21 protein-coding genes and 5 pseudogenes are annotated in these 25,850 nt (G+C 48.0%); 9 read left to right on the forward strand and 17 right to left on the reverse strand.

Annotation, left to right across the window (positions count from 1 at the left end; genetic code table 11):
* Window positions 1–9 precede the first annotated feature (9 nt).
* From D368_RS02170 to abnB, 4 genes are all read right to left on the reverse strand, one after another.
* Complete coding sequence (locus D368_RS02170; RefSeq protein ID WP_128574511.1) at window positions 10–1,914, reverse strand: Z1 domain-containing protein; 1,905 nt, start codon at window positions 1,912–1,914, stop codon at window positions 10–12.
* A gap of 113 nt (window positions 1,915–2,027) precedes the next feature.
* Window positions 2,028–2,360 carry a hypothetical protein gene (locus tag D368_RS02175; RefSeq protein WP_486129189.1) on the reverse strand — a complete coding sequence of 111 codons (333 nt, stop codon included), beginning with the start codon at window positions 2,358–2,360 and terminating at the stop codon, window positions 2,028–2,030.
* Between the two features lie 41 nt (window positions 2,361–2,401).
* Entirely contained in the window at window positions 2,402–2,971 is a 570-nt protein-coding gene (locus tag D368_RS02180; protein WP_128574513.1) for a restriction endonuclease PLD domain-containing protein, read from the reverse strand.
* A 136-nt stretch (window positions 2,972–3,107) separates the two neighbouring features.
* Window positions 3,108–4,514 carry an arabinan endo-1,5-alpha-L-arabinosidase AbnB gene (gene abnB / locus D368_RS02185; protein ID WP_128574514.1) on the reverse strand — a complete coding sequence of 469 codons (1,407 nt, stop codon included), beginning with the start codon at window positions 4,512–4,514 and terminating at the stop codon, window positions 3,108–3,110.
* Between the two features lie 241 nt (window positions 4,515–4,755).
* On the opposite strand from abnB, the gene hutP reads away from it, so the two are divergent.
* From hutP to D368_RS02215, 6 genes and pseudogenes are all read left to right on the forward strand, one after another.
* Complete coding sequence (gene hutP / locus D368_RS02190) at window positions 4,756–5,202, forward strand: histidine utilization transcription antiterminator HutP (RefSeq protein ID WP_004393292.1); 447 nt, start codon at window positions 4,756–4,758, stop codon at window positions 5,200–5,202.
* 112 nt (window positions 5,203–5,314) lie between these two features.
* A complete protein-coding gene (gene hutH, locus D368_RS02195; RefSeq protein ID WP_025853677.1) occupies window positions 5,315–6,853 on the forward strand; it encodes a histidine ammonia-lyase in 1,539 nt (512 codons plus the stop codon).
* Window positions 6,850–8,513 (forward strand): annotated as a pseudogene (hutU, locus tag D368_RS02200) (urocanate hydratase). Before hutH ends, hutU begins: the two are co-directional and overlap by 4 nt.
* 1 nt (window position 8,514) lies before the next feature.
* A complete protein-coding gene (gene hutI, locus D368_RS02205) occupies window positions 8,515–9,780 on the forward strand; it encodes an imidazolonepropionase (RefSeq protein WP_004393286.1) in 1,266 nt (421 codons plus the stop codon).
* Entirely contained in the window at window positions 9,773–10,723 is a 951-nt protein-coding gene (gene hutG, locus D368_RS02210) for a formimidoylglutamase (protein WP_128574515.1), read from the forward strand. Before hutI ends, hutG begins: the two co-directional genes overlap by 8 nt.
* Window positions 10,724–10,793: 70 nt before the next feature.
* Window positions 10,794–12,211 (forward strand): annotated as a pseudogene (locus D368_RS02215) (amino acid permease).
* 39 nt (window positions 12,212–12,250) lie between these two features.
* Here D368_RS02215 and D368_RS02220 read toward each other — a convergent pair.
* The 7 genes and pseudogenes from D368_RS02220 to D368_RS02250 all read right to left on the reverse strand — a co-directional run bounded on the left by D368_RS02220 (window position 12,251) and on the right by D368_RS02250 (window position 18,437).
* A pseudogene (locus tag D368_RS02220) lies at window positions 12,251–13,551 on the reverse strand (pyrimidine-nucleoside phosphorylase).
* Between the two features lie 27 nt (window positions 13,552–13,578).
* Window positions 13,579–14,759, reverse strand: a pseudogene (locus tag D368_RS02225) (NupC/NupG family nucleoside CNT transporter).
* A gap of 92 nt (window positions 14,760–14,851) precedes the next feature.
* A complete protein-coding gene (gene deoC, locus D368_RS02230) occupies window positions 14,852–15,520 on the reverse strand; it encodes a deoxyribose-phosphate aldolase (protein ID WP_128574516.1) in 669 nt (222 codons plus the stop codon).
* Between the two features lie 90 nt (window positions 15,521–15,610).
* A complete protein-coding gene (gene deoR, locus D368_RS02235) occupies window positions 15,611–16,552 on the reverse strand; it encodes a DNA-binding transcriptional repressor DeoR (RefSeq protein ID WP_004393275.1) in 942 nt (313 codons plus the stop codon).
* Between the two features lie 70 nt (window positions 16,553–16,622).
* On the reverse strand, window positions 16,623–17,435 hold the full coding sequence (gene yidA / locus D368_RS02240) for a sugar-phosphatase (RefSeq protein WP_039063843.1): 813 nt from the start codon (window positions 17,433–17,435) through the stop codon (window positions 16,623–16,625).
* Between the two features lie 68 nt (window positions 17,436–17,503).
* Complete coding sequence (locus tag D368_RS02245) at window positions 17,504–18,028, reverse strand: hypothetical protein (protein ID WP_014306122.1); 525 nt, start codon at window positions 18,026–18,028, stop codon at window positions 17,504–17,506.
* Window positions 18,018–18,437: a lipocalin family protein gene (locus D368_RS02250; RefSeq protein WP_060673806.1), complete on the reverse strand. Its 420-nt coding sequence runs from the start codon at window positions 18,435–18,437 to the stop codon at window positions 18,018–18,020. The genes D368_RS02245 and D368_RS02250 overlap by 11 nt, the downstream gene beginning before the upstream one ends.
* A 110-nt stretch (window positions 18,438–18,547) precedes the next feature.
* Here D368_RS02250 and D368_RS02255 point away from each other — a divergent pair, with 110 nt between their 5' ends.
* Window positions 18,548–18,934, forward strand: coding sequence for a hypothetical protein (locus D368_RS02255; protein ID WP_004393267.1), 387 nt, complete (start codon window positions 18,548–18,550; stop codon window positions 18,932–18,934).
* 160 nt (window positions 18,935–19,094) lie between these two features.
* Window positions 19,095–19,457 carry a hypothetical protein gene (locus D368_RS02260; RefSeq protein ID WP_071392480.1) on the forward strand — a complete coding sequence of 121 codons (363 nt, stop codon included), beginning with the start codon at window positions 19,095–19,097 and terminating at the stop codon, window positions 19,455–19,457.
* 50 nt (window positions 19,458–19,507) lie between these two features.
* Here the strand turns inward: D368_RS02260 and D368_RS02265 are convergent, their stop codons facing one another.
* Window positions 19,508–19,900, reverse strand: a complete 393-nt coding sequence (locus tag D368_RS02265; protein ID WP_071392481.1) for a hypothetical protein — start codon at window positions 19,898–19,900, stop codon at window positions 19,508–19,510.
* Window positions 19,901–20,029: 129 nt separating this feature from the next.
* Between D368_RS02265 and D368_RS02270 the strand changes: the two genes are divergently transcribed.
* Window positions 20,030–20,992 (forward strand): iron-hydroxamate ABC transporter substrate-binding protein, encoded by a 963-nt coding sequence (locus D368_RS02270; protein ID WP_065180350.1) that lies wholly within the window; start codon window positions 20,030–20,032, stop codon window positions 20,990–20,992.
* Between the two features lie 40 nt (window positions 20,993–21,032).
* Here D368_RS02270 and D368_RS02275 read toward each other — a convergent pair whose 3' ends face one another.
* The 5 genes and pseudogenes from D368_RS02275 to yxdJ all read right to left on the reverse strand — a co-directional run bounded on the left by D368_RS02275 (window position 21,033) and on the right by yxdJ (window position 25,817).
* Window positions 21,033–21,380 (reverse strand): YxeA family protein, encoded by a 348-nt coding sequence (locus D368_RS02275; protein WP_071392482.1) that lies wholly within the window; start codon window positions 21,378–21,380, stop codon window positions 21,033–21,035.
* Window positions 21,381–21,393: 13 nt separating this feature from the next.
* Window positions 21,394–23,261, reverse strand: a pseudogene (gene yxdM / locus D368_RS02280) (ABC transporter permease YxdM).
* A complete protein-coding gene (yxdL, locus tag D368_RS02285) occupies window positions 23,236–24,009 on the reverse strand; it encodes an ABC transporter ATP-binding protein YxdL (RefSeq protein WP_071392484.1) in 774 nt (257 codons plus the stop codon). The pseudogene yxdM and the gene yxdL overlap by 26 nt, the downstream one beginning before the upstream one ends.
* Window positions 24,010–24,153: 144 nt before the next feature.
* On the reverse strand, window positions 24,154–25,131 hold the full coding sequence (yxdK, locus tag D368_RS02290) for a two-component system sensor histidine kinase YxdK (protein ID WP_017418547.1): 978 nt from the start codon (window positions 25,129–25,131) through the stop codon (window positions 24,154–24,156).
* Complete coding sequence (gene yxdJ / locus D368_RS02295; protein ID WP_004393241.1) at window positions 25,128–25,817, reverse strand: two-component system response regulator YxdJ; 690 nt, start codon at window positions 25,815–25,817, stop codon at window positions 25,128–25,130. The genes yxdK and yxdJ overlap by 4 nt, the downstream gene beginning before the upstream one ends.
* Window positions 25,818–25,850: the final 33 nt, after the last annotated feature.

A 25,850-nucleotide genomic window follows, 5' to 3' on the forward strand; every position in this document is an offset into this window, starting at 1 on the left:
ATAGTAATTTTAATCGTTCGGTATGTCATTAGTTGAAAACATAAAATAGGTATTTCCATCTGGGAACCTTAAATTAGGCACCCATAAAGGTTTGTCATCAGACCACCCTTTATTCGCAGATCCAGTGTACTTATACATAATTAAAGTCGGACCATGCGGATTGAATAATAAATTATCATCCGATGACAGCATTGTTCTGGCATTCTTTTTTATGTCTCTGTTTCTGCGTACGGCAATATAGCCGCGGTTATTATACATCTCTTTCATATTTTTCAAACAAGCTAAAATTGCTTCATCATCCCAGCTGCCGCCCTCAATATTCTTAGACTTAGTTAGATTGACGATTTCTATCAATCTTTGAATCGTTATCATTTCCAGCCCTTGCTCATCTTTATAATCTTCTAATAACTGATCTAACAAACCCACATTACTTACCAATGGATTTCTGGGAAAATAGCGTTTTCCTGACATATAAAATAATACAGAATCCAGATAGATAACATTCGATCTTGTCGGCCTGAGCAAAGAGTGTTTTGTCCTTGATAGAACTAATGCTTGAAGGTCACTAGAATCAGCCTTATTAATTACTGTTCTTAATCTTTTTTCAGAAAGATAGGCTTCTGTAAAAATCTCAGCTATTGAGTACGATGTAAAAAATCTTAACACACCTAAATCTCGTTCTCTATAACCATACATTCTGGCATGTTGAAGAATTGTATCAACTTTGGGCGCTTGGCTGGAACGTCCATAATAAGTAACTAATAACCTTTTAACTGTTACTCCCCTGCCTAATTTATTTCCTCCTATTAGAATATTGAATGGGGAACTGTATCTAGGTTTTTTAAAATGACTCCCCGAAATAATTAATTGTGACTGCGTGCTGGTTATGTTATCAGCTAGCTCCGCTATAACTAATTCAAATGAAGGCGTCCTGCTGTTAGTTTGCACCAAATCTTGATAAGCTTCATTTAAATAAGTATATACAATATTTTTTTCTGTTTCATGGTTCTCTTCGTGCAAAGCCTTAGATAGACTTGTAATAAAACCATTAATCATCGTCTCTAACCTTCGATGGTCGTCCTGTTTATGACTGACGTGACAAAGAAATGTATAATTTGTTCCTTCTCCATTGCAAATTTTAATTGAAGCTCCAATAAAAAAAGTGCATAGGGCTTGTCTTAAACCGGTAGGGATAGCGAGCCCCTTTGTATGGGGAGCAATATCTGATTCTTCGTTCATTATGTCATCAATCTCTGAGTCTGCAAATGTCTTGAGAGCACCAGCACCTTCTTCAAAGAACGCTTCTCCCCCTATATAACCTGCGCCGGGACTGAATTTCACAATAAAATCCGGTCGGAATTCTTTGTTTGCGCCTTGTAATAACAGTGCTTGAGGCGTAGCGGTTACTTGAACATAGACATGATTGTTAAAAAAATCTCTAAGGTTAACAATAGCAGCACTTACTTCACTTAATTTATCCTGCACTTCAGTATTGGCAAACGTATTTAAGCTTGCTTGATCTGCTTCATCATCAAATATAACTGATCTTGTATTCCGGGGTATGTGCTCTTTAATAAACTCCTGCATTTTAGGTAATATTTTTTTATTCTTAGTGGTAACTAAAACAACTCCTCCGTTATGGTTTAACGCTGTTTGAATTCTAGAGGTCATTGATTCAATTCCCCAAGAATCCTTTCCAAGAGTAAGTAACCCGGGGAGCGCTTCTTGAACACGCTCTAAGGTCTGGTCATACAACCACAGGTTGTCAGATGTCAGTATGATAAATAAACGATGGCCATTATCCGAGGCTTGAGCAATTGTCATCAACATATGATTTGTTTTACCGCTTTGTACTTGTCCAAACAGTAAACCTTGACGGGTTTCATTATTAGGAAACCCTATCTTTTCATTCATTTCTTCAGCTGTTTTTTTATCTTATTGATTTCCTTTTCTGCTAATTCTCTCTTTAAGACTCTGCTGAACTTCTCAACCTTACTTATTCCAGATCGAATCATTATATTTCTCCCTTAGCTAAAATCCATAAAATAAGTTTCATTATTTATTTTATATATGGTGACATGATGTCTCCCGTACCTATCTAAATCTTCAACCCTAACAAAACTGCCTAATGGTACGTTGAGTCTTTTTCTGAAATATTTTCCCAGTATGCTATTATCCTCTGGTGTCTCAAGAGCTTTATTGTTTTCTTGCGCTACTACACATGTAAAACTCTCTCCGTCATCTGTTATCAAATTGAATTGCATTTTCTTATCTGGAAAAAAGTCAGTTGTATAAACTTCTTTAGGAATAGGGATATAGGCTTGATTCGATTCTCTATCCGGACGCTGTCCCCAATTCAATCCTGATTTTTGATGAATCTTCCTTCTATCACTTTTAATAGTTAACGGGAAATCAAAATGTTTATATTCTTTTCTTTTACTATTTTCCCTAACCCAGACCCTTCTTTTTCTGAACTTTTCAAATCAGACTGATATGTAAATGTAATATACTCTTCAATATTAGGATGTTTAAAATCTATATACTCTCCAATATCATTAAAAATATTGCCTATTTCTATTGGGTCAGCCTCTGCCATTATTTCGCTATAATTAACATAGCCATTTCTAGTAAAATTTGCAGATCCAACAAAAGCTAATTCTGATGCAAATAATCCCTCCTGCTCCCAATAAATAATTTTAGAGTGGACAGGTCTCTCTCCATAAAAATAATTTACACTTAATCTATTAGTTTCACTCGCCATTTTTAAGTATTCTTTGTGATCCCATACTGTTATTGGCTGATATTTAGTCATACCGATGTACATTTCAATTTCAATTTCATTAAGTCCATATAGTACATGATGTAAAAAAGCAGGGGAAGCATAAGCAGTAATCACTTTTAGCTTTCTTCTTCCTTTGTTATATGGATTTAGTATAATATTATTAAATAAACGATCTTTATATACAAGAATAGAACTTCCCTCCTATTTTAAAAAACATTATTCAAGGACTAAAGTTTAAGAATTAGATTTGCGTTAATTGCATATACATACTTATTATATCTCTTTTGGATAAAACTAGTCTAGTACTTGTAAATGCATTACAAAGTTACTTCACACCCCAAACAGCCTCCCCCTCACCGCTCAGCACACTAAACGTCACAACTTCCTTCTCCCTCGCTGAGTCCCATTCTTTCAGGAAGACGCCGTCATAATGTGTGCCGTTCAGGTTGATTCGGGCTTTGCTGCTGTCCGTTATTGTCCAGGTTCCGGTCATTTCCCCGGAAATGGTGCCGTCGTTGTTAAGCCGGATGGTTTTTGGGGTTTTGATCGTAGCTGTAATGTCTTTTCCGTGCTGGATGAGTTTGTAGGCTCCGGATGCGGCGGCTGCCGATATGTGAGTATCCGGTTCTCCCGCGTAGCGGTACGGCGCTGCAACGGGCCATCCGTCTTTGTTCATGTACAGCCGATGCACTCTGACTTCGTGCTCTTCTCCTCTGTTCGGGAAACGGGTGTGGAAAATGAGGTATGATCGTTTCGTTTTCCCGTCGTAAAACACGGAGTTGTGTCCCGGAGAGACGTAGCCCGTGCCTTTTTCAGATTGTGAGGCGAAGCTGTAGCCGCCCATGAGTTTGACCCCGTACGGTTCAATTGATTTGTCGTCGAAGAAACTGCCGTCTTTTCCTTTGGCGTCAAGCATGTTATGGCCTGCGGCGTCATAGTACGGACCGTCCGGATTTTGGGAACGCGCCACACGCATATTGTAACCGCCGGCTGTGTCAAGTCCGCCGAATGACAGATACAGATAGTAATATTTCGTTTCCGGATTGTAGCTGATGTACGGGCCTTCGATTCTGCTGTGATTTCCGCCGAGCAGTTTTTTTCCGTAGCCTTGGTTCGGGAGCGGGAAACCGGTTTTCGGATTCATTTCCAGTATGAAAATCCCCCCGGAGTAAGAGCCGTACACCATCCAGAGCTTGCCTTTATGGTCAAAAAACGTTTGCGGATCTACGACGTTCGGGTGAACGTTTGCATGATACGTCGTGCCGTCTTCGCTTTTTCCTTCCATGCCTGATTTCAAAAAGATGCCTTTGTTTTTGTAGGGTCCTTCGATTTTGTCACTCACGGCGACACCGAGAGCGGATCGCGGCGAGTCTCCTTTACAGGCGTTATAGTACATGTAATATTTCCCGTCAGCCAGCTGAGCCACATCCGGCGCCCACAGCGTATCAGACTGGGCCCAGTCGAATGTCTCTTTTAATTCGGAGTAGACGTTCGGGATCAAGGGATTATTGGGATTGACGCTTGAAGACAGTTGCTGCCACTGCATCAGGTTTTTCGACTTGGCGGAAGCCAAATGCGAGCCGAATACATAGTATGTATCGCTTGTTTTAATGACGGACGGATCATGCACGCTGACCTCTGAAAAAACGGGATGCTGGGCTTTTGCCTGCGGCAGAGTGAACCCGATAATCGCTGCTGAGACCAGGCACACACGAAAGAAACTGGTTTTCATTTTCTGAAATCTCCTCGCTCTCTTCTTTTCTTAAAACGCTTTCAAGACAACGCTCCATTTTATGACGCGGATGGCGGAAATATGTGATCAACAGCGCCGGCTTCCCGATGTACCGCTTTAATACAATAGCAATCTGATTTGTGAAAGACTGGAAAAAAAGTTTTGACTTCTGATTCGCAAACACTTAATATAAAAAACAGTTACTAGTTATCAGAATATTTAAGAATTGAGTGAAGCATATATGACCTTACACAAAGACCGCCGCATCGGGCGATTGTCCGTCCTTCTTCTGCTTCATGAGACTGAAGAAAACCAGCAGATCAGCCGGCTGGAACGGGACGGCTGGAAAGTCTGTCTCGGCAGGGTGGGTTCAATGGATGCGCATAAGGTGGTAGCTGCAATTGAAACCGCTTCCAAAAAGAGCGGCGTCATTCAATCTGAGGGTTATCGCGAATCACATGCGCTGTATCATGCCACAATGGAAGCTTTGCACGGAGTGACGCGGGGCGAAATGCTGCTTGGCTCGCTGCTTCGTACCGTGGGCCTGAAGTTTGCCGTCTTGCGGGGAAATCCGTATGAAAGCGAGGCGGAAGGCGATTGGATCGCCGTTTCCCTTTACGGCACGATCGGAGCTCCGATTAAGGGGCTTGAGCACGAAACATTCGGAGTCGGAATTAATCACATATGAATCAGCCCATAGATTTCAGATGATAGGGGGCTATGCATGAAACATCATTTTCATGGCATAGCTCCTTTTTGTATGGGCGCTTTACCAAAGTAAAGAAAAAGGGGTTGAAATGATGGTAACGTTAGACGGTTCCTCACTGACAACCGCAGATGCCCAGCGTGTGCTGTTTGATTTTGAAGAGGTTCAGGCATCTGCCGAAAGCATGGAACGTGTGAAAAAAAGCAGGGCGGCGGTTGAACGGATCGTTCAAGAAGAGAAGACCATTTACGGGATTACGACGGGGTTCGGCAAGTTCAGCGATGTGCTGATTCAAAAAGAAGACGCCGCGGATCTGCAGCTGAATCTGATTCTTTCTCACGCGTGCGGCGTCGGTGATCCGTTTCCGGAATCTGTATCGCGGGCCATGCTGCTTTTGCGCGCCAATGCCCTGCTGAAAGGCTTTTCCGGCGTGCGGACTGAGCTGATTGATCAACTGCTCGCGTATCTCAATCATCGCATTCACCCGGTCATCCCGCAGCAAGGGTCACTGGGGGCGAGCGGAGATTTGGCCCCGCTTTCTCATCTCGCACTGGCGCTTATCGGGCAAGGCGAAGTCTTTTACGAAGGTGCCCGGATGCCGGCAGCTCATGCTTTAGAAAAGACAAACCTTCAGCCGGCCGTCCTGACCTCTAAAGAAGGGCTCGCGCTGATCAACGGAACGCAGGCCATGACCGCGATGGGACTGATCGCTTACCTCGAGGCCGAAAAGCTGGCCTATCAGTCGGAACGGATCGCGAGCTTAACGATCGAAGGCCTTCAGGGCATTATCGATGCGTTCGACGAGGACATTCATGCCGCCCGCGGATATCAGGAACAGATGGATGTCGCAGAGCGAATCCGCTATTACTTGTCAGACAGCAAGCTGACGACCGTCCAAGGGGAGCTGCGTGTCCAGGACGCTTATTCAATCCGCTGTATCCCTCAAGTCCACGGCGCATCATGGCAGACATTAGCGTATGTAAAAGAAAAATTAGAAATTGAGATGAATGCCGCGACAGATAACCCGCTCATTTTCGAAGACGGCGCCAAAATCATCTCGGGCGGAAACTTTCACGGACAGCCGATCGCCTTTGCCATGGATTTTCTCAAAGTGGCGGCGGCCGAGCTTGCGAATATTTCTGAACGCCGTATCGAACGGCTTGTGAATCCGCAGCTGAATGACCTGCCGCCCTTTCTGAGCCCTCAGCCCGGCTTACAATCCGGAGCGATGATCATGCAATATGCGGCGGCCTCCCTCGTGTCAGAAAATAAAACCCTGGCCCATCCCGCCAGTGTCGATTCCATTCCTTCATCGGCAAACCAGGAGGATCACGTCAGCATGGGAACCATCGCCTCAAGGCACGCCTACCAGATCATCGCGAATACGAGACGGGTGCTTGCCGTTGAAGCTATTTGCGCGCTGCAGGCCGTGGAATACCGGGGTGCGGAACATTGCGCCTCGTACACAAAACAGCTCTATCTCGAAATGAGAAACATCGTGCCGTCCATACAAGAAGACCGCGTGTTTTCTTATGACATCGAACATCTGAGTGACTGGCTGAAAAAGGAGTCTTTTCTGCCGAATGAGCATCACCAAAAACTGATGACCAATGAAGGGGGACTTACAAGATGACTGATGTAAAGAAATCAATCCGCGCCGGCCGCGGCACCGAACTTGAATGCTTAGGATGGGAGCAGGAAGCCGTGCTCCGCATGCTCCGAAACAACCTTGACCCGGAGGTTGCCGAAAAGCCGGAGGATCTGATCGTATACGGCGGCATAGGCAAGGCCGCGCGAAACTGGGATGCTTTTCACGCGATTGAGCGCTCCCTCAAAACGTTAAAAGATGATGAAACACTGCTGATCCAATCCGGAAAACCGGTCGGACTGTTCCGCACGCACAGCCGCGCGCCCCGCGTCCTGCTGGCTAATTCGGTTCTCGTGCCGAAATGGGCAGATTGGGAGCATTTCCATGACCTTGAGAAAAAAGGACTGATGATGTACGGGCAAATGACCGCCGGCAGCTGGATTTATATCGGTTCACAAGGTATTTTGCAAGGCACCTATGAAACCTTTGCGGAGCTTGCGAGACAGCATTTCGGCGGCAGTCTGAAAGGAACCCTTACACTGACGGCCGGACTTGGCGGAATGGGAGGCGCCCAGCCGCTGTCCGTCACGATGAATGATGGCGTCGTCATCGCCGTTGAAGCGGATGAAACACGGATTGATAAACGGATGGAAACAAACTATTGCGACCGGAAAACCGCATCAATTGACGAAGCGCTGCGCTGGGCCGAAACAGCCAGACAAGCCGGAGAACCTTTATCGATCGGCCTTCTCGGCAATGCGGCAGAGGTGCATCATGAGCTTTTGAACCGCGGTGTCCATATTGACATCGTGACCGATCAGACTTCCGCTCACGACCCGCTGATCGGCTATATTCCGGCAGGATACTCACTTGAGGAGGCCGACCGCCTGCGCCGGGATCAGCCTGATTTATACGTAAGGCTTTCCAAGCAGAGTATGAAAAAGCATGTGGAAGCCATGCTCGCCTTCAAGAAAAAGGTGCCGTCGTCTTTGATTACGGCAACAATATCCGCCAAGCTGCCAAAGATGAGGGGCTCGCCGATGCTTTTGATTTTCCGGGATTCGTTCCCGCCTACATCCGGCCTTTATTTTGTGAAGGAAAAGGGCCGTTCCGCTGGGCTGCGCTGTCCGGTGACCCTGAAGATATATACCGCACGGACGCTTTATTAAAAGAGCTGTTTCCAGAAAATCAAGCCCTCCACCGCTGGATTGACATGGCGCAGAAAAAAGTCACGTTCCAAGGCCTGCCGTCCCGTATTTGCTGGCTCGGCTACGGTGAACGGGAAAAGATGGGGCTCGCCATCAATGAATTGGTCAGAAACGGCGAGCTGAAAGCCCCGATCGTCATCGGAAGAGACCATTTAGACTGCGGATCTGTCGCCTCTCCGAATCGGGAAACAGAAGCGATGAAAGACGGAAGCGACGCGGTCGGCGATTGGGCGGTGCTGAACGCGCTGATCAACACGGCCTCAGGCGCAAGCTGGGTTTCTTTTCACCACGGCGGGGGCGTCGGCATGGGGTATTCCCTTCACGCGGGAATGGTCGCGGTCGCTGACGGCAGCATCCTTGCGGAACAACGGCTTTCCCGCGTTCTGACAAGCGATCCGGGAATGGGCATCATCCGCCATGCGGACGCAGGTTATGAAAAAGCGGTTCAAGTCGCCGAGGAACAAGACATTATGATACCGATGAAAAAGGAGCGGTAACATGCCGAAACAAATAGATACCATACTCACCAACATCGGCCAGCTGCTGACGATGGAATCCGGCGGCCCCCGATCCGGCGGGAGCATGCAGGATCTTCATGTCACGGAAAATGCCGTCATCGGCGTTCACGACGGGCGCATTGTTTTTGCCGGACATCAAGGAGCGGAGAAAGGATACGAGGCAAGAGACATTATCGACTGCGGGGGACGGCTCGTCACCCCCGGCCTCGTCGATCCCCATACCCATCTTGTATTCGGAGGGTCCCGCGAAAAAGAACTGAATTTAAAAATTCAGGGTATGTCTTATTTGGATATTCTGGCGCAAGGCGGCGGTATTTTGTCAACGGTCAAAGACACGAAAGCCGCCTCCGAAGAAGAACTGATTGAAAAAGGGCTTTTTCACCTCGGACGCATGCTGTCATACGGCATCACGACCGCGGAAGTAAAAAGCGGGTACGGACTCGACAAAGACACGGAGCTGAAACAGCTGACCGCGGCGAAAAAACTGGGTGAGCGCCAGCCGGTCGACCTTGTCACGACCTTTATGGGAGCACACGCCATTCCGCCTGAGTACCGGAACAGCCCTGACGAATTTCTGAATCGCATGCTGCAGCTTTTGCCTGACATAAAAGAAAAAGGCCTTGCGCAATTTGCCGATATTTTCACAGAAACAGGCGTCTTTACCGTCAGCCAGTCACGGGACTACCTGAAAAAGGCGGCTGAAGCTGGTTTCGGCTTGAAAATTCATGCTGATGAGATTGACCCGCTCGGCGGCGCGGAATTGGCGGCAGAGCTGCATGCTGTTTCTGCCGATCATTTGGTGGGGGCGTCTGACGCAGGCATCGAAAAGCTGGCGGAGTCCGGAACAATCGCCGTCCTGCTGCCGGGCACGACTTTCTATCTCGGAAAACACACTTATGCGAGAGCCCGGGAGATGATTGATGCGGGCGTACGGGTCAGTTTGGCGACTGACTTCAACCCGGGCAGCTCACCGACGGAAAATCTCCAGCTCATTATGTCGATTGCCGCGCTTCATTTAAAAATGACCGCAGAAGAAATCTGGCACGCTGTCACCGTTAACGCTGCGTATGCGATCGGAAAAGGCGAAGAGGCCGGACAAATTAAAGCCGGACGGGCGGCTGACATTGTCATTTGGGAAGCGCCGAATTACATGTATATCCCGTATCATTACGGCGTCAATCATGTCCGCCGTGTCATCAAGAACGGAAAGACGGTCGTTTCAAGGGAGGGAGCCGCTCTTGGATAAGTATCCGTTTCTGCAAAAAGCCGGCTCCCTCTTCAACGACCGCCATGTGACAAGGATCGGCGATGTGACGGAAGCGTGGGCGGGACAAACGATCAAAGGGCCGGCTTTGATCGGCGTTCCGCTTTCTAAGTCGTCAATCAGCCATTCCGGCGCCTGCTTTGCACCCGGTGCGATCCGCCGGGCGCTCGGCGGCATTTCCGCATATTCCGCGGAGCTGCGGGAGCATGTCACTGACCATCTGTACGATATCGGCGATATTCAGATTCACGTCACGGATGTCGTCAAATCTCATGAACACATTTATCGGACCATTTATGACATTCTGACGGACCAGCCTGACTGGGTGCCCGTCATTCTCGGCGGCGACAACTCCATCAGTTATTCCACCATTAAAGCCATTGCGGAAACGAAAGGAACAACGGCCGTCTTTCAATTCGACGCCCACCACGACGTCCGCAACACAGAAGACGGAGGGCCGACAAACGGCACGCCATTCCGCCGTCTGTTAGATGAAAATATCATAAGCGGACAAAACCTGATTCAGCTTGGAATCAGGGAGTTCAGCAACAGCTTGGCATATGAAAAATATGTAAAAGAGCGTCAGGCAGACGTGCATACAATGGAGATGATCCGGGAGAAAGGGCTTCTCCGAACGATACAAGACACTTTGCCGGCCGTTCAAAAAAGAGCCGACGCCATTTTTATTTCGGTTGATATGGATGTGCTGGATCAAGCTCATGCGCCCGGCTGTCCTGCGATCGGCCCCGGAGGCCTGTATACCGAGGAACTGCTTCAGGCGGTCCGGTTTTTAGCCCAGGAGGCTGACATCTCGGGTATTGAGATCGTTGAGGTTGATCCGACACTTGATTTTCGCGATATGACAAGCCGGGCAGCCGCACACGTCATTTTACATGCATTGAAGGGATTTAAATTGTCACGTTAAAGTCAAATCCGGCACGCGTGATCTCGGCTGCCGGAAGATTCTCATGCCACGCAAAAAGGGGGAGATCACGATGGATGTTGATCAAGGCGGCAATCAACTAAAGCGCACGATGAAAAGCAGGCACTTATTTATGATTTCATTGGGAGGGGTCATCGGCACGGGGCTGTTTCTGAGCACAGGGTATACATTGAGCCAGGCCGGGCCGGGCGGGACGATCGCCGCTTACCTGATCGGCGGCTTGATGATGTATCTTGTCATGCAGTGTCTCGGAGAATTGTCAGTAGCCATGCCTGTGACCGGTTCATTTCAAACGTATGCGACAACGTTTATCGGGCCGTCCACGGGTTTTATGGTCGGTATCATGTATTGGGTGAATTGGGTGGTGACGGTAGGATCGGAGTTTACAGCTTCCGGTATCCTCATGCAACGCTGGTTTCCCCACAGCAGCGTCTGGATGTGGAGCGCGATTTTCGCGGCTCTCCTTTTTGCCGCCAATGCATTCTCCGTTAAATTGTTTGCAGAAACGGAGTTTTGGTTTTCCAGCGTCAAAATCGTCACCATCCTTTTATTTATCATCTTAGGCGGCGCCGCGATGTTCGGTTTGATTTCATTGCACGGTTCGGGTGAAGCTCCGATGCTGTCGAATTTCACCTCACACGGCGGACTGTTTCCGAACGGCTTTCTTGCGGTTTTCATCGCAATGATTTCCGTAAGCTTCGCCTTTTCAGGGACGGAGCTGATCGGAATTACAGCGGGTGAAACCGCCAATCCGGCAAAAGATATTCCGCGTTCGATCCGAAATGTCGCCTGGAGAACGGTCATCTTTTTATCGGCGCCATTTTTGTGCTGTCCGGACTGATCTCCTGGAAGGAAGCCGGTGTGATTGAAAGTCCGTTTGTCGCGGTCTTTTCCCAAATCGGAATTCCATACGCCGCAGATATCATGAACTTCGTGATTTTAACGGCTTTGCTTTCGGTCGCCAACTCCGGACTGTATGCTTCCACCCGGATGCTGTGGTCTCTTGCGAATGAAAACATGATCAGCGCCCGGTTCAAAAAAGTCACGCCGAAAGGCATTCCGCTGAATGCTCTGCTCGCCAGCATGGCCGTTTCCTGCATATCCTTGATCTCAAGCATCGCCGCCCCGGGCACGGTCTACGTAGTGCTCGTGGCAATAGCCGGATTTGCCGGCGTCGTGGTGTGGATGAGCATCGCCCTGTCTCAGCTGTTATTTCGAAAACATTATGTGAAAAACGGCGGACGCGTCGCGGATCTGACCTTCCGCACACCGTTATATCCTCTCGTTCCGATCGCCGCTGTGATCTTATGTTTCGCTTCATGCGTAGGCCTTGCATTTGATCCCAATCAAAGAATCGCCCTCTTCTGCGGAATTCCTTGTATGATCTTGTGCTATCTCATTCGTTTTTTGAGAAAGAAACAGCCGAAACAATCCGTCCGTGACATTCATTTGGATAAAACCATGCCATAAAAAAAGGCGCATACTGATGAGGTATGTGCCTTTCTTCTGTTATTCCGTAATCAGCGTATGAATCAGTTTCGGCGCTTCCGCTTTTTCTGAGATGCGGATGTTGTCATAGACTTTGGCGGTCACGTCGTCAACGTTTTCGCGGTTGGCGTAAAGGGTGACGAGCGGCTCGCCTTTTTCGACTGTGTCACCGACTTTTTTGCGGAGCATAATGCCGACGGCAAGGTCGATTTCGTCCTCTTTTGTCGCACGTCCCGCGCCTAACAGCATCGCTGCGACGCCGATTTCGTCAGCGACGATTTCTGAAACGACACCCGCTTCTTTTGCCGGAACGTCAATTTTGTACGCCGCTTGCGGAAGTTTGGACGGTTCGTCAACGACGGAAGCGTCTCCTCCCTGATTGCTCAGGAACTCTTTGAACTTTTCAAGCGCTTTGCCGTTTTTCATGACTTCCTGAAGCTTCGTTCTCGCTTCTTCCAATGTCTCAGCTTTTTTCGCCAATACGACCATTTGGCTGCCGAGCGTGAGGACGAGTTCGTTTAAGTCTTCAGGCCCTTCCCCTCTTAACGTATCAATGGCTTCTTGTACTTCCAGGGCATTCCCGATCGCAAAACCGAGCGGCTGCGACATGTCAGAAATCACGGCCATCGTCTGGCGGCCGACGTTGTTTCCGATGCGGACCATTGCTTTGGCGAGGTTCACGGCGTCTTCATCCGTTTTCATAAACGCGCCGGCTCCCGTTTTGACGTCAAGCACGATGGCATCTGCTCCGGCGGCGATTTTTTTACTCATAATTGAGCTTGCGATCAGCGGGATGGAATTCACCGTACCCGTTACATCACGCAGCGCATACAGCTTTTTATCGGCAGGCGTCAAGTTCCCGCTTTGTCCGATGACGGCTACCTTGTCACGGTTCACAAGCTTGATGAATTCATCTTTTGACAATTCCACGTGGAAGCCTTCGATCGCTTCCAGCTTATCAATGGTTCCCCCCGTATGGCCAAGGCCGCGGCCGGACATTTTAGCGACGGGAACGCCGAGCGCCGCGACGAGCGGAGCGAGTACGAGAGTTGTCGTGTCGCCGACCCCGCCCGTAGAGTGCTTGTCGACCTTAATGCCTTCAATGGCGGAGAGATCAATCGTTTCCCCTGAATTGACCATCGCCATTGTCAGATCGGCGCGCTCCTGATCCGTCATATCCTGAAAGTAAATCGCCATAGCAAGGGCGCTTGCCTGGTAATCAGGGATGCTTCCGTCCGTATATCCTTTTACGAAAAATTGAATTTCTTCTGTTGTCAGTTCTTTTCCATTTTGTTTTTTACAATAAGATCTACCATTCTCATGATCTATCACCTGTCCTTCATTTATGTTCAGTGAATCAATCCGACGATCGCCGCTGTCAGGAAGCTGACGAGCGTTGCGCCGTACAGCAGCTTCAGCCCGAACCGCGCGACGACGTTTCCTTGCTTTTCATGCAGCCCTTTCACCGCACCGGTAATGATTCCGATAGAAGAGAAATTCGCGAATGAGACAAGGAATACAGATACCACTGCCTGTGTATGCCCGCTGAAATGGAAATCGCCGGATGAGAGCGTCTGCATCGCCACAAATTCATTCGATACCATTTTCGTCGCCATAATGCTTCCGGCGCTCACCGCTTCATTCCACGGAATACCGGTTAAAAACGCAAACGGCGCGAATACATATCCGAGCAGCGCCTGGAATGTAATGCCGAAGACCGCGTTAAAAACGCCGTTGACCAGGGCAATGAGTGCGACAAATCCGATCAGCATCGCCGCTACGACAACGGCGACTCTGAATCCATCCATTATATACTCACCGAGCACTTCAAAAAAGGATTGCTTTTCTTCTTCAGGAACGACGATCAAATCCTCTTCTTTGCTGACGGTGTACGGGTTGATGATAGAAGCGATGATAAATCCGCCGAATAAGTTCAGCACAAGCGCCGTCACGACGTATTCAGGCTTCAGCATCATCATGTAAGAACCGACGATCGACATTGAGACCGTCGACATTGCGGACGCGCAAAGCGTGTATAAGCGCTGTTCAGTAAGATAACCGAGCTGTTTTTTCAAACTGATAAAGACTTCTGATTGCCCTAAAATCGCGGATGCGACAGCGTTGTAAGATTCGATTTTCCCCATTCCGTTCACCTTGCTTAACGCAAGTCCGATATACTTCGTGATAAAGGGGAGGACCTTCCAATGCTGCAGAATTCCGATTAAAGCGGATATAAAGACGATCGGCAGAAGCACGCTCATGAAGAACGTCGTCTGTTTCGCATTCACAAGCCCGCCGAATACAAAGTTAATCCCTTCTGATGCATATTCCAGCAAGTAGTTAAATCCTTTTGCAAAACCGCCGACAAGAAAATTCCCGATACCGGTGTTGAGGAGAATATAACCGAGAATCAGCTGCAGCACGAGCATGACGGCGATCGGCCGGATTCTGATTCTTTTTTGCCGTTGCTGGCAAGCCAGGCAAGACCTAAAAACACAATGATTCCGATAATTCCGATGAGATACTTCATATGTGTTCTCCTTTTATTTGTATTCGCTTACAATTTTTTATGCATCAACAAAGAAAGAGGATGGCGGAAGCTTTCGGCTTCCGCACTGCTGATTAATAGTCGCTGCTGCCGCTGTCTCCGCCGCTCACGATAGAGACGCCCGCACTTGCGCCGATCCGGCTCGCGCCCGCAGCGATCATGCTGTCAACATCAGCTTTTGTTCTGATGCCGCCTGATGCTTTGACCCCGATGTCCGGTCCGACTGTTTTTCTCATGAGAGCGATATCTTCAGCCGTTGCCCCGCCTGTAGAAAAACCGGTAGACGTTTTGACGAAATCGGCGCCTGCGGATACCGCCAAGCGGCACGCGCGCTCTTTTTCTTCATCTGTCAAAAGGCATGTTTCGATGATCACTTTGACGAGCGCTTTTTTATCAGCTGCTTCAACTACCGCGCGGATATCAGCTTCAACCGCTTCATCATCGCCGTCTTTTAGTGCGCCGATATTGATGACCATGTCAACCTCAGTGGCTCCTTTTGAGATGGCATCCTTCGTTTCATATGCTTTTGTTTCCGATGTCGTTGCGCCGAGAGGAAATCCGATAACGGTGCAAACGTCAACTCCCGTGCCCTTCAGTTCCTCCGCTGCGAGTTTGACCCAAGTCGGGTTCACACAAACGGAAGCGAATTTATATTCTTTTGCTTCTTTTATCAGTTGTAAAATATCCGCTTTTTGTGTATGCGGTTTCAAAGCAGTATGGTCTATTTGACTTGCAATTGACATTGTATGCACTTCCTTTTTCCTAGGATACGTTTAGAATAACCGAATTTTGAACATATGTAAATTGGTAATTGAAATTATGTTCATGAATTGTCACAATTCTTGAATGAGTTTTTTGGCCGTATGCTGATCGGTAATCAAAACGTTGGCGTACTTTCCTTTCAGGGCACCGTGAATGGCCTTGCATTTTCTGCTGCCGCCCGCCACCAGAATCGAACGCTCTTTCATTTTCAAGTCGCTGAGCTCAACTCCGATCGTCCTGCCGTTAATGCTGCTGCTGCAAATCCTGCCTTCCTCGTCAAAAAAGCGCGAACAAATATCGCCGACTCCGCGTGCTTTCAGCAATTGTTTCTCTTCTTCCCGGAAATAGCCGAGTCTGAAAAGCAGCGCCTCATCCCGGACGGTTCCGACCGTAAACAGGGCGATATTGGCTTGTCTGCCCATTTCAATGATCCGCTTAATATGCCTGTCCCGCTCGACCATCTGCTTCACATCAGCGCTGTCAAATATAACCGGCAGCGGCAAATACCTCGGCATGGTCTGAAATGCTTCGGCGAACAGCTGAATCGTTTCTGATGAATACGTATTGACATTGGAATGACTGATGCCGCCTTTCAGCTGCACGACTTCAACGCTCTTTACCTGCTTCGGCTCCATGCGGCTTGCGATCTGGTACATCGTCGTCCCCCAGCTTACGCCGAGTATATCGCCGTCCTTTACGGTTTTATGCATATAGTCTGCGCCATAGCGGCTTAAGTAATGTGTAATGGCCTGGTAATCGTCGCTTGGAGAAAAGACGACGTGCGCCTCAAGGAGCCCGTATTTTTCTTCCAGCTTCGCGCCGAGTTCGTCCAGATCCTCAAACGGGTCCATGACGCGAATTTGAACATACCCTTTTTCCTTTGCGTACTGAAGCAGCCTTGAAACGGTGGGGCGTGACAGATTAAGCCGTTCGGCGATCTGCTGCTGGCTGTAATCTGATTGATAATATAGTTTTGCCGCTTCTATGCTGAGCTGCTGTTTTTCACGATCCATGTCGCGCCTCCCCTCTCCGCTTATCATATCACCAAAACACGCGGTAAAAAAGCACCCTCTGATGGGGTGCCTATTTTTTCAGCACAAGCTCCTGAATCGCATGCGCCACGCCGTGTTCGTTATTTGATTTCGTTTCAAAATCAGCAATCTCCCTTACTTCCGGGATGGCATTGGCCATTGCCACACCGCAGCCGGCCCACTGAATCATGGACATGTCGTTGCCGTTATCGCCGATTGCCATGACGTCTTTCTGCTCAATGCCGAGTTTTTCGGCCAGCAGCTTGACCGCGTTTCCTTTACTGACTTTCGGGTGAAGAATCTCATGGAAGAATGGCGCGCTTTTGACCATTGTGTATGTTTCCCTGAATGATTCCGGAATGGAAGCGATCGCTTTCTCCAGCTTGTCCGGCTCGTCAATGAACATGACTTTCGGAATCAGAATATCCTTCGGCACTTCATCGATCGTGCGGAAATGAAGCGGCACTTTCGTAATGTATGATTCGTATACCGTGTATTCACTGATATCCCGGTTCGGCGTGTACAGATTGGCTGTGTCAAAGTAATGCATCGGAGTATCCAGCTGTAAGCTCAGCTCGTAAAGCGACTCCAAATCTTCAAAGCCTAATGACTGCTCGGCCACGACACCGTTTGTATACGTATTTTGGACGAGTGCGCCGTTATAGGCAATCACAAAGTCGCCTTCTTCCTGTAAGTTCAGCTCTTCCAAATACCGACGCACGCCGCCGATCGGCCGGCCCGTGCACAGGACGATATTGACCCCTTCCGCTTTGGCGGCATCAAGCGCCCCGCGGACTTCAGCCGTCACTTCATGATGATCGTTTAATAGTGTTCCGTCCATATCTATTGCGATTAACTTGTACATCCTGCATCTCCTTTGTATCCTTTTCTGCTTATGCTTTCATCATATCGTTTTTTCGTTCCAATGAAAAATCAAACGGACAAGTTTCTCCGCCTTCTCTTCGTATACCGGGCCTGCCTCCGGATGCGGGGCCGTCTTTTCCCCTTGTCAGCTTGTTCGCCGCCGTCATCTGTTTTCTGCTTCAAGAGCATCAGCCCCGCCGCAAAGAAAGGGACGGCCGCTATGTCCAGAAGGGCAAGCTTTATTCCCATCGCTGCGGGAAAGTATGCCCATAATGAACGGCTGTTCCGCCTGATCATGATATAAGAAACGATTTCCAGCAGGATAAACAGAGCGTTCACCCATAAGTAAATGAGCATCGCCGCAAACAGAAACAGCAGGAGCGTATTCCGCAGCGTGCCGGAAAACAGAAGAGCGCGCATCATATCAAAGAATGAAAAAGACTGCATGCTGCCGTTGACGACATTGGGATTATAAATGGTAAAACGCCCGAACTGATCAAAAAGCATAAAAAATAACCATAACAGTGAAAACCATTGAATGATATGTACGATGACACCCGTCAAAACGAGTCTGTCGGCAGCCTTATTTCTCATGTGCATCCTCCCCGCCGGTTTTTATTCTTGTCATTGTTTTTGTTTCTCCGTATATCTTCCAAATGAGCGTATCGTTTTTTCCTCTTTTCAACGTGCTTTTGACGGGGTGCGGATGTCCGAGGTATTCAATCTCGATCGTTCCGTCCGTGTTTTGTGAGATCACCTTGTAAACATCTGAGGGCATAGGAACCTCGCCGCGGCCTTTAATGACCTGCTTTGTCAGCACGCTGTCTTTCGTAAACGTAACGGTTTCAGATCTGACCCCGTCCATCGGGCCCGGTTTCAGCCCCGCATCCCATGTCCCGTAATAAAAAGGGGGTTCGTCTGCTTTCTTTTGCGAGCAGCCTGTTATCATGACGCATCCGATAACAAGAACCGTCATGATGAAAATCCGTATGTTCCGCAACATGATCACCTTCTTTTGAAGCTTTTTTACGCCTGTAAGTTAGGCGGATGCCGTGGCACTGTGCAATTGACTACATAGTGTATAAAGACTTCACTAGATAAGGAGAATGATGAATGAACCCATATCAGTACTACACCCCATCTGCCTATTTCCCTCAGCAGCAGGAATACGAAGTGAGCCCCGTTGAGTATGAGCCGTATCAGCAGCAGGAAAGCTATTATTATGCGCCCCCTCAGTCTGAAGAGCGGCAGCCGACGGCTTTAGAACGGAGAGTCGCCCAGCTTGAAAGACAAAACGCCCAGCAAACGAGAGAGCTCACCCGCCTCTCACAAGAAGACCAGCGCCAAAACCGGGAAATCACGCGTATGAATGAGCAGATCAGACGGCTGAGCCAGTCCATTGAAATCCATACCCGCCGCTTAAACCGTTTGAATCAGCGCCTGCGCGCAGTCGAAAACAGACTCAATATTCCTTTTCACGCTACAGAAGGCGGCTTCTGAGAAAAAGGGCCGGAATACAAAGCTCGACAGGCCATCCCGAGCCTTGTATTCCGCTCTGTACATAACAGGTAAATATTTGAATCTCCTTCTTGCATGAATGCCTCTCCTATTCTTTCACATGATAAATGTGTAAAATCAATCACTTCAGGAGGTCTTCATGATGTATCAAAACCAATACAGCGGAAATCAGCTGCAGCAATGCCGCCAAACAGCACAGCAGCTTATTCAGCAGACACAGCAAAGCAGTCAGCAGTACAAGCAAATGCTCCAGCAGGAACAGCAAAACATTCAAATGCTTCAGCAGATGCTTAACCATGAACAGCATGCCGTTCATACCATTCAGCAAGCGCTGCAGGGGCATGAAATGGCCATTCAGAAATGCCAGCAAATCGTGAATGTGTGCAATCACCTTCAGCAGGAAGTAAGCGGACACATGCCTGCACCGATGGCAAACGCTAATGTTTCTTCATTCCCGCAAACACAGCATCACACACCGTTTCAGCAGCATTCATACCAGCAATAGGCCGGTCATGCAAATGACAAAGCGCGAGATACCGGCTTTGTCATTTGTTTTTATCTCTGTTTTGTCAGATCAATGCGATGAGCGGGTTTTCCGCCGAATTTTTCCTCCGCCTCATGCCTTACCGCTTCAAACGCTCTTGCTTCGACGTTTTGTTTAAACACATCAAGCTGTATTAAATAAGCCGCCCGCACTTTCAGCCCGTGGATGATGGAGATGACCCATAAAGGCAGCACGATATACACGCCCGGCGTGCTCGGCAGCACAAAAGCAATTGCTAAAATAATAAAATAGATAAGTCCGTATTTCAGCCATTTTTTGTTCTTGGCCCGGTAGCCGATATAGAAAAAGGCCAAGAAAGCGGTCAGCGCAAACGGCGCGAAAGTCAGCAGCAGCCACCAGCTGTGCAGCACTTCCCACCAAGTCCCTCTTTTCGTAATCAACATTCATTCCTCCTCCTTTACTACTATAACATGGATAATCAAGGAAGGTTTTCTATAAAAAACATAGACGGAATGACGTCTTCCTGCTATATTAATAATGATAATCATTATCACTGAAATAGGGGGATCATTATGAAGAAACAATCATGGCTGATCGGCCTGGCACTTCTGCTTGTTTTCGCATTAAGCGCTTGCAGCGGCGCGAAGGAAAACAACGGATCGGCATCAGGCAAAGGAAAGACAGACATGCGTACATATGAATCAACAAAAGGAAATATTGACATACCCGCACATCCGAAACGGATCGTCACTGACTTTTATGCAGGTGAGCTGCTGTCCGTTGACGCAAATGTCGTCGGGGCGGGCTCATGGGCTTTCAAAAATCCGTTTATCAAAAAACAGCTGAAAAACACCACGGACATCGGCAATCCCGTCAATGTGGAGAAAGTGATGCAGCTGAAGCCTGATTTAATCGTACTGATGAAGGATGACCAATACGAGAAACTATCGAAAATCGCACCGACGATTGTCATTCCTTTTAACACCGCAAAGAATACGAAAGATACGGTCAGCCTATTCGGCGACATTGCCGGGGCGAAGGATAAAGCCAAAAGCTTTATGGCAGACTTCAACAAAAAGGCCGAAGCCGATCAAAAGCGCCTCAAAAACGTGATCGGCAAAGACGAGACAGTCGGCCTTTATGAAACGACAGATAAAGGCGAAATCTGGATTTTCAATGACAATTCCGGCCGCGGCGGCCAAGCCGTTTATAACGCGCTCGGATTGAAAGCGCCGGCCAAAATCGAAAAAGACATCATGAAAACGGGCGCCATGAAACAGGTTTCCCAAGAGGTCATTCCCCAATATGCGGCTGATTATATGTTCATTACCGATTACAATCCGAATGGAGAAAGCAAAACATTTGAGCGTCTGAAAGATTCGTCCGTTTGGAAAAATCTCGATGCCGTAAAGAACAATCGTGTCTTTATCAACGATTTCAACACCTTCTATCCGTATGACCCGATTGCCGTCAGCAAACAGATGGATATCATCACCGACATGCTGATCAAACGGGCTGAAGAAAATAAAAAGTAAAAAAAGCGGCACAGTCATGACACTGTGCCGTTTTTCATGTTCACTTTAATTTTGACTGTACGGAGCCCGGCATATCTTCAAATCTGACTTCTTCCCAGGTCTCGACATACTTTCCTTTCGCCTTCACCTTCAAATACGCGTTCTTCCGAAGGTCTTTCCCGGCGAAAAAGTTCACTTCTTCTTTTTTCCCGGATGCGTTATATCCGTCTAATGTATACTCAGTACCGCCCGGGCTAAGATGTTTGCCATCTCGATCAATCTGTACATAAACATCTTGCTGGTGAATAAACGGATTAAATCTGTCTGTAACATCATTATGAAAAAAGAGAAGTCCGCATATGACGGCAGCGGCCGCCAAGACGGCCAGGATTGCCAATGCTTTTTTCATCTGTGCACTCCCCTTACTTGTTCATTTTTTTCAAATAGCTTGTCCGCACCGCGAGGAAGAACAGAAGCTGAAAGATGAAAAATCCTCCGATGGTCAGACTGAGCGGCCCCGCTACATCGGAATAGCCTTCCACCGCTAATGTTCTCAAAGCAAACAGCGTATGCATGACGGCAATGACGAAAGGAAAGAAAAAGAGAATCGCCAATTGTATCGTCACGCTTTGTGCCATTTCACGCTCACTCAGACCGATTTTGGCCAATGAACGGTAGCGCTCCCGGTCCTCATCTAAATCGGTGAACAGCCTGAAATATAAGAAACTCGCTGCCGCGACAAAGAAGACGATCGCGATAAACAGGCCGATGAATAAACTCAGGCTCGGCAGCTGCACCGTATCATAGTACGTCCCGGCTTTTGCCATAAAATCAGAATGCACGTCGATATAGTTGCCGTAAATCTCATTTTTCAAGGATTGGCTGATCCCAAGACTGTCTTTCCAATGATCATAGCTGTAGCCGTATAATGACGCTTTCTCACCGAGTGATTTCAGCTGATCAAAGGTTTGATCGTTCACCGCGATGATGGCATTCAGTGAAATCAGCGGTTTTTTGACTTCTTTTACCGTCAGTTTTTGGTCAGACGGCTTGCCTTTTTGGTTCAGCAGCTTCAGCTGATCCGGCGCTTCGTTTTTGAAATTGCGGTCATACGTGCCCGGGAAATAGACAGCCTCACCATGTTTCAGCCCGTTCAGCTTGACATGGAAGTATGTTGACACATCCGATTCGCTGATCATGTAAACAGGCGGAACAGTATCTCCTTCCTGATAGCGGACATAGGAGACATTTATTTTGTCTTTCTTATACGTAAAGCCGTGTGTTTTCAGTTCATGGTCAATATCTTTCAAATGAGTCTGTTCTTTCGGGTTATTGCTGAAAGATAAATACTCCATCTCATAGGCGGACTCTTCCGCCCCGACGGTCGATTTGTACATCGCGAGCACGCCCGTCGCCGTAAAGGCAACCGCGGAAATAATGCTGACGATAAAGAACAGGCGGGCGTTGTCTTTTAAACGATAAACAAGATCAGAAACCCAAATGACGTTTTTCCCGCGCAGATAAAAGGTTTTCCACTTCTTCAGCGCGCGCAGAATCCAGATGCTGCTTTGGCTGAAAAAGAAATACGTGCCGATGACGGTAAGCAGTAAAATGATGAACGGCTCGGTCCCGTGGACATTGCCTTTCAGAACCATACCGTACCCGCCGCACAGGCAGGCGATGCCGAATAAGGACAGAAGCACGGACGGCTTCGGCTCCGGCTTGATCTTGTCAGTGCCCTTTATTAATTTGATCACCGTATTTGATCTGACAAAAAGGATCGTGAACTGCGATAAAAGGAAAATAAGAGCAGAAATCCGCCGGCCGTAATGCCGAGCGCTTTCCAAGGCATGTACAGAGGCAGTGCATCCATTTCTAAAATATAAGCGCCGACCGTAAAGAACGTTTTCGAAAAAATGAAGCCTCCGATAATCCCGGCTGCGATCGACATGACGCCGATGATCATGTTTTCCGCCGTAATGAGCTTTCTCAGCTGCACCGGCGTAATACCCTGCATCAGCAGAATACCGAATTCTTTATTTCTCGATTTCAAAAATGCATTAACCGAATACAGAACAAATAAGAAAGAAAAAACAAAGATCATCCATTCCGCGGCGGTTAAGCCTTTTTTGGCGATGTTATTCAGGTAGCCTTCCTTTAACGCCGGATGAAACAGGAACATCGCAAAGGTAAAGAAAATCAAAACGGAAAAGGCGCTGCTTAAAAAGAATGCAAGATAGGCCCTTTTGTTTCTCGTGACGTTTTTATAAGCGAACTGAAGAAAGGTCATTTGCGTTTCCCCCCAGCATAGACAGCACATCAAGAATCTGCTCATAAAAGACTTGGCGGTTTTCCCCGCGGTAAATCTCATTAAACAGTTCGCCGTCTTTTATAAAGATGACGCGGCGGCAGTAGCTTGCCGCAACCGGATCGTGGGTCACCATCAAAGCCGTGACATGATCATCCTGATTCAGGCTCTGCATCGTTTCCATGACGTCTTTTGACGCTTTGGAATCAAGGTTTCCCGTCGGTTCATCGGCCAGAATAAGTGACGGCTTATGAATGACCGCTCTTGCGATGGCGGCCCGCTGGCGCTGTCCGCCGGATACTTCAAACGTCCGTTTGCTGAGCAGGTCTTCGATTCCGAGCTTTTTCGCGATGCCGTGCAGTTTTTCTTCCATGACAGACGGCGCTTCTTTTTCAAGCGTTAACGGCAGCATGATATTTTCACCGATTGTCAGCGTGTCCAGAAGGTTGAAATCCTGAAACACAAATCCGAGCTGCTTGCGGCGGAAATGAGCGAGCTTTGTCCGCTTCAGCCGGTGCGGGTTTTCTCCGTGAATCAGGATATCGCCTGAATCCGGCCGGTCGATCGTTGAAATGATATTCAAAAGTGTTGTTTTTCCGGAGCCGGACGGTCCCATCACCGCCGTGAACCCGCCTTCTTCTATTGAAAATGAAATTTGTTTTAAAGCTTGATAGGATACTTGTCCTTTATAGGTTTTATTTATATGTTTGACTTCAAGCATATTCGCCATGAGAATCCTCCTTATGGTTTTATTCTTGTTGATCTGGGCTGCTTTCATGTAGTGCCGGGGCATTCAGCATAAAAAATCCCCTTGACGTAAATCCATGTTATCAAGGGGAAACAGAATGAGCTATGTTGTTTTCTTAACGGAGCCTTACATTTTTGTAAGAAATGAAAATCGGACCGATGTCCCTTCACCGGGGGACGAGCTGATGTCCACCGTATGATTGAGCTTGCCCGTAATTTCTTTGACGAGATGGAGACCGATTCCCGTAGATTCTTGGAAACGCCGCCCGTTTTCGCCGGTGTAATAAGGGTCAAACACCCGCTTGATATCTTGCGAGGGAATGCCGACACCGTAATCTTTGACTTCAAGCACCGTCCTGTCTTCATCGCGGAAGACATTCAGCTCCAGTCTGTCACTCTTGCCTGCCGAATATTTGACCGCATTTGTGACGACTTGGCCGATCGCAAATTTGAGCCATTTGGCATCGGTGTAAATCTGATGATCATCGCGAATATCCATTTTCGGATAGACGCGGTACTGAATAAAAAATCGTTTATAGCTTTGAATGACCGATTGGAGAAGCTCTGATAAGGAAACCGCTTCGACTTTAAAATCCCGCTCAAACAGGTCAAGCCTTGATGAATAAAGGAGCGTCTCCAGCCCGAATTCAATCTGCCGGACCTCTTTTTTGATTTGTTCAAAGACGGGCTCATCCTCTTCCTGAATGATTAAATTAATGACCGACAGCGGCGTTTTTACTTGGTGCACCCATTGATTCATATACGTCACCCGCGCGTCGAGCTTGGCTTCGGTCTCGTAGAGCTTCTGGTGCTGCAGCCGGGTCAGCTCCATCTGCTTTTCATACAGCTCTGAACAGAACACTGAAGAACCGAGATACGGGATGTCCGTCCCTTCCTGCTCAGAGCTGAGCCAATGATACACACCGCGGTCTTTGTACCAGCGATAGGCAAGATACCCCGCCAAAATCAGAAGCTGCACGCCCAATATGTAAAACAGGTGGGAAAAAGAATGGAGACCCGCAAACCAGTAATAAAAGAAGACAAACAGCCCTTGAAGGAGAAAAAGCAGAATCAGCACGGCATGAGACCGGAGAAACAGCTTCATGACAGCGCCCTCAGCTGGTAGCCTTCGCCCCGCACCGATTCAATGGAAACAGGCGCATTCAGCTCCCGCAGTTTTTTTCTGAGCCGCGTGATATACACGTTAAGCGTATTATCATCGACGAAAATGTCGGTGTCCCACGTTTTTTCCATGAGCCGGTCCCGACCCGTCACCTTTTCTCCCCGCTCCAGCAGCACTTCCAAAAGCTTGCTTTCTTTTTTAGAAAGCTCGCTTTTTTCGTCCTGAAAGCGCAGTTCAAACCGTTCCACAAAGAGCTGCACACCGGCATATTCAACCACTTTCTCACCCTGCTTGGCGGCGTACTCTCCGTATGCCCTGCGGATCTGGCTTTTGATTTTCGCCAGCACAATATCGTAGGAAAACGGTTTTTCGATATAATCATCTCCGCCGTTTTCAATCGCCATCACCTGATCCATTTCCCCGCTTCTGGCTGAGATGAAAATGATCGGGCTTGTAGAATGCTGGCGGATCTGGCGGCACCAATAATAGCCGTCATAAGACGGCAGGTTGATATCAAGCAGCACCACATCAGGCTTTTCCCGCAAAAAAACATCAAGAACAGCCGTGAAATCCGCGGCGGCCACGGTTTGATATCCGTATTTTTCAAGGTAATTCTGCAATAGTCCGCGAATGTCTTCACTGTCTTCTACTATCATGATTTTATTCATGCAACCATCCTCCAAAAGGATACGGCTTTTCGG

The organism is Paenibacillus lentimorbus NRRL B-30488 (assembly GCF_000411595.1).
GTDB lineage: Bacteria > Bacillota > Bacilli > Bacillales > Bacillaceae > Bacillus > Bacillus velezensis.

What these genes read in the sequence shown, in the direction of transcription:
- yxdL (WP_071392484.1), bottom strand. Translation starts at nt 24,009, where the DNA reads ATGGCGAATATGCTTGAAGTCAAACATATAAATAAAACCTATAAAGGA.
- yxdK (WP_017418547.1), bottom strand. Translation starts at nt 25,131, where the DNA reads ATGAAGCTGTTTCTCCGGTCTCATGCCGTGCTGATTCTGCTTTTTCTC.
- D368_RS02255 (WP_004393267.1), top strand. Translation starts at nt 18,548, where the DNA reads ATGAACCCATATCAGTACTACACCCCATCTGCCTATTTCCCTCAGCAG.
- D368_RS02245 (WP_014306122.1), bottom strand. Translation starts at nt 18,028, where the DNA reads ATGAGAAATAAGGCTGCCGACAGACTCGTTTTGACGGGTGTCATCGTA.
- abnB (WP_128574514.1), bottom strand. Translation starts at nt 4,514, where the DNA reads ATGAAAACCAGTTTCTTTCGTGTGTGCCTGGTCTCAGCAGCGATTATC.
- hutI (WP_004393286.1), top strand. Translation starts at nt 8,515, where the DNA reads ATGCCGAAACAAATAGATACCATACTCACCAACATCGGCCAGCTGCTG.
- D368_RS02250 (WP_060673806.1), bottom strand. Translation starts at nt 18,437, where the DNA reads ATGTTGCGGAACATACGGATTTTCATCATGACGGTTCTTGTTATCGGA.
- D368_RS02265 (WP_071392481.1), bottom strand. Translation starts at nt 19,900, where the DNA reads ATGTTGATTACGAAAAGAGGGACTTGGTGGGAAGTGCTGCACAGCTGG.
- hutH (WP_025853677.1), top strand. Translation starts at nt 5,315, where the DNA reads ATGGTAACGTTAGACGGTTCCTCACTGACAACCGCAGATGCCCAGCGT.
- hutP (WP_004393292.1), top strand. Translation starts at nt 4,756, where the DNA reads ATGACCTTACACAAAGACCGCCGCATCGGGCGATTGTCCGTCCTTCTT.
- D368_RS02270 (WP_065180350.1), top strand. Translation starts at nt 20,030, where the DNA reads ATGAAGAAACAATCATGGCTGATCGGCCTGGCACTTCTGCTTGTTTTC.
- D368_RS02275 (WP_071392482.1), bottom strand. Translation starts at nt 21,380, where the DNA reads ATGAAAAAAGCATTGGCAATCCTGGCCGTCTTGGCGGCCGCTGCCGTC.
- deoR (WP_004393275.1), bottom strand. Translation starts at nt 16,552, where the DNA reads ATGGATCGTGAAAAACAGCAGCTCAGCATAGAAGCGGCAAAACTATAT.
- yidA (WP_039063843.1), bottom strand. Translation starts at nt 17,435, where the DNA reads ATGTACAAGTTAATCGCAATAGATATGGACGGAACACTATTAAACGAT.
- D368_RS02170 (WP_128574511.1), bottom strand. Translation starts at nt 1,914, where the DNA reads ATGAATGAAAAGATAGGGTTTCCTAATAATGAAACCCGTCAAGGTTTA.
- D368_RS02260 (WP_071392480.1), top strand. Translation starts at nt 19,095, where the DNA reads ATGTATCAAAACCAATACAGCGGAAATCAGCTGCAGCAATGCCGCCAA.
- deoC (WP_128574516.1), bottom strand. Translation starts at nt 15,520, where the DNA reads ATGTCAATTGCAAGTCAAATAGACCATACTGCTTTGAAACCGCATACA.
- yxdJ (WP_004393241.1), bottom strand. Translation starts at nt 25,817, where the DNA reads ATGAATAAAATCATGATAGTAGAAGACAGTGAAGACATTCGCGGACTA.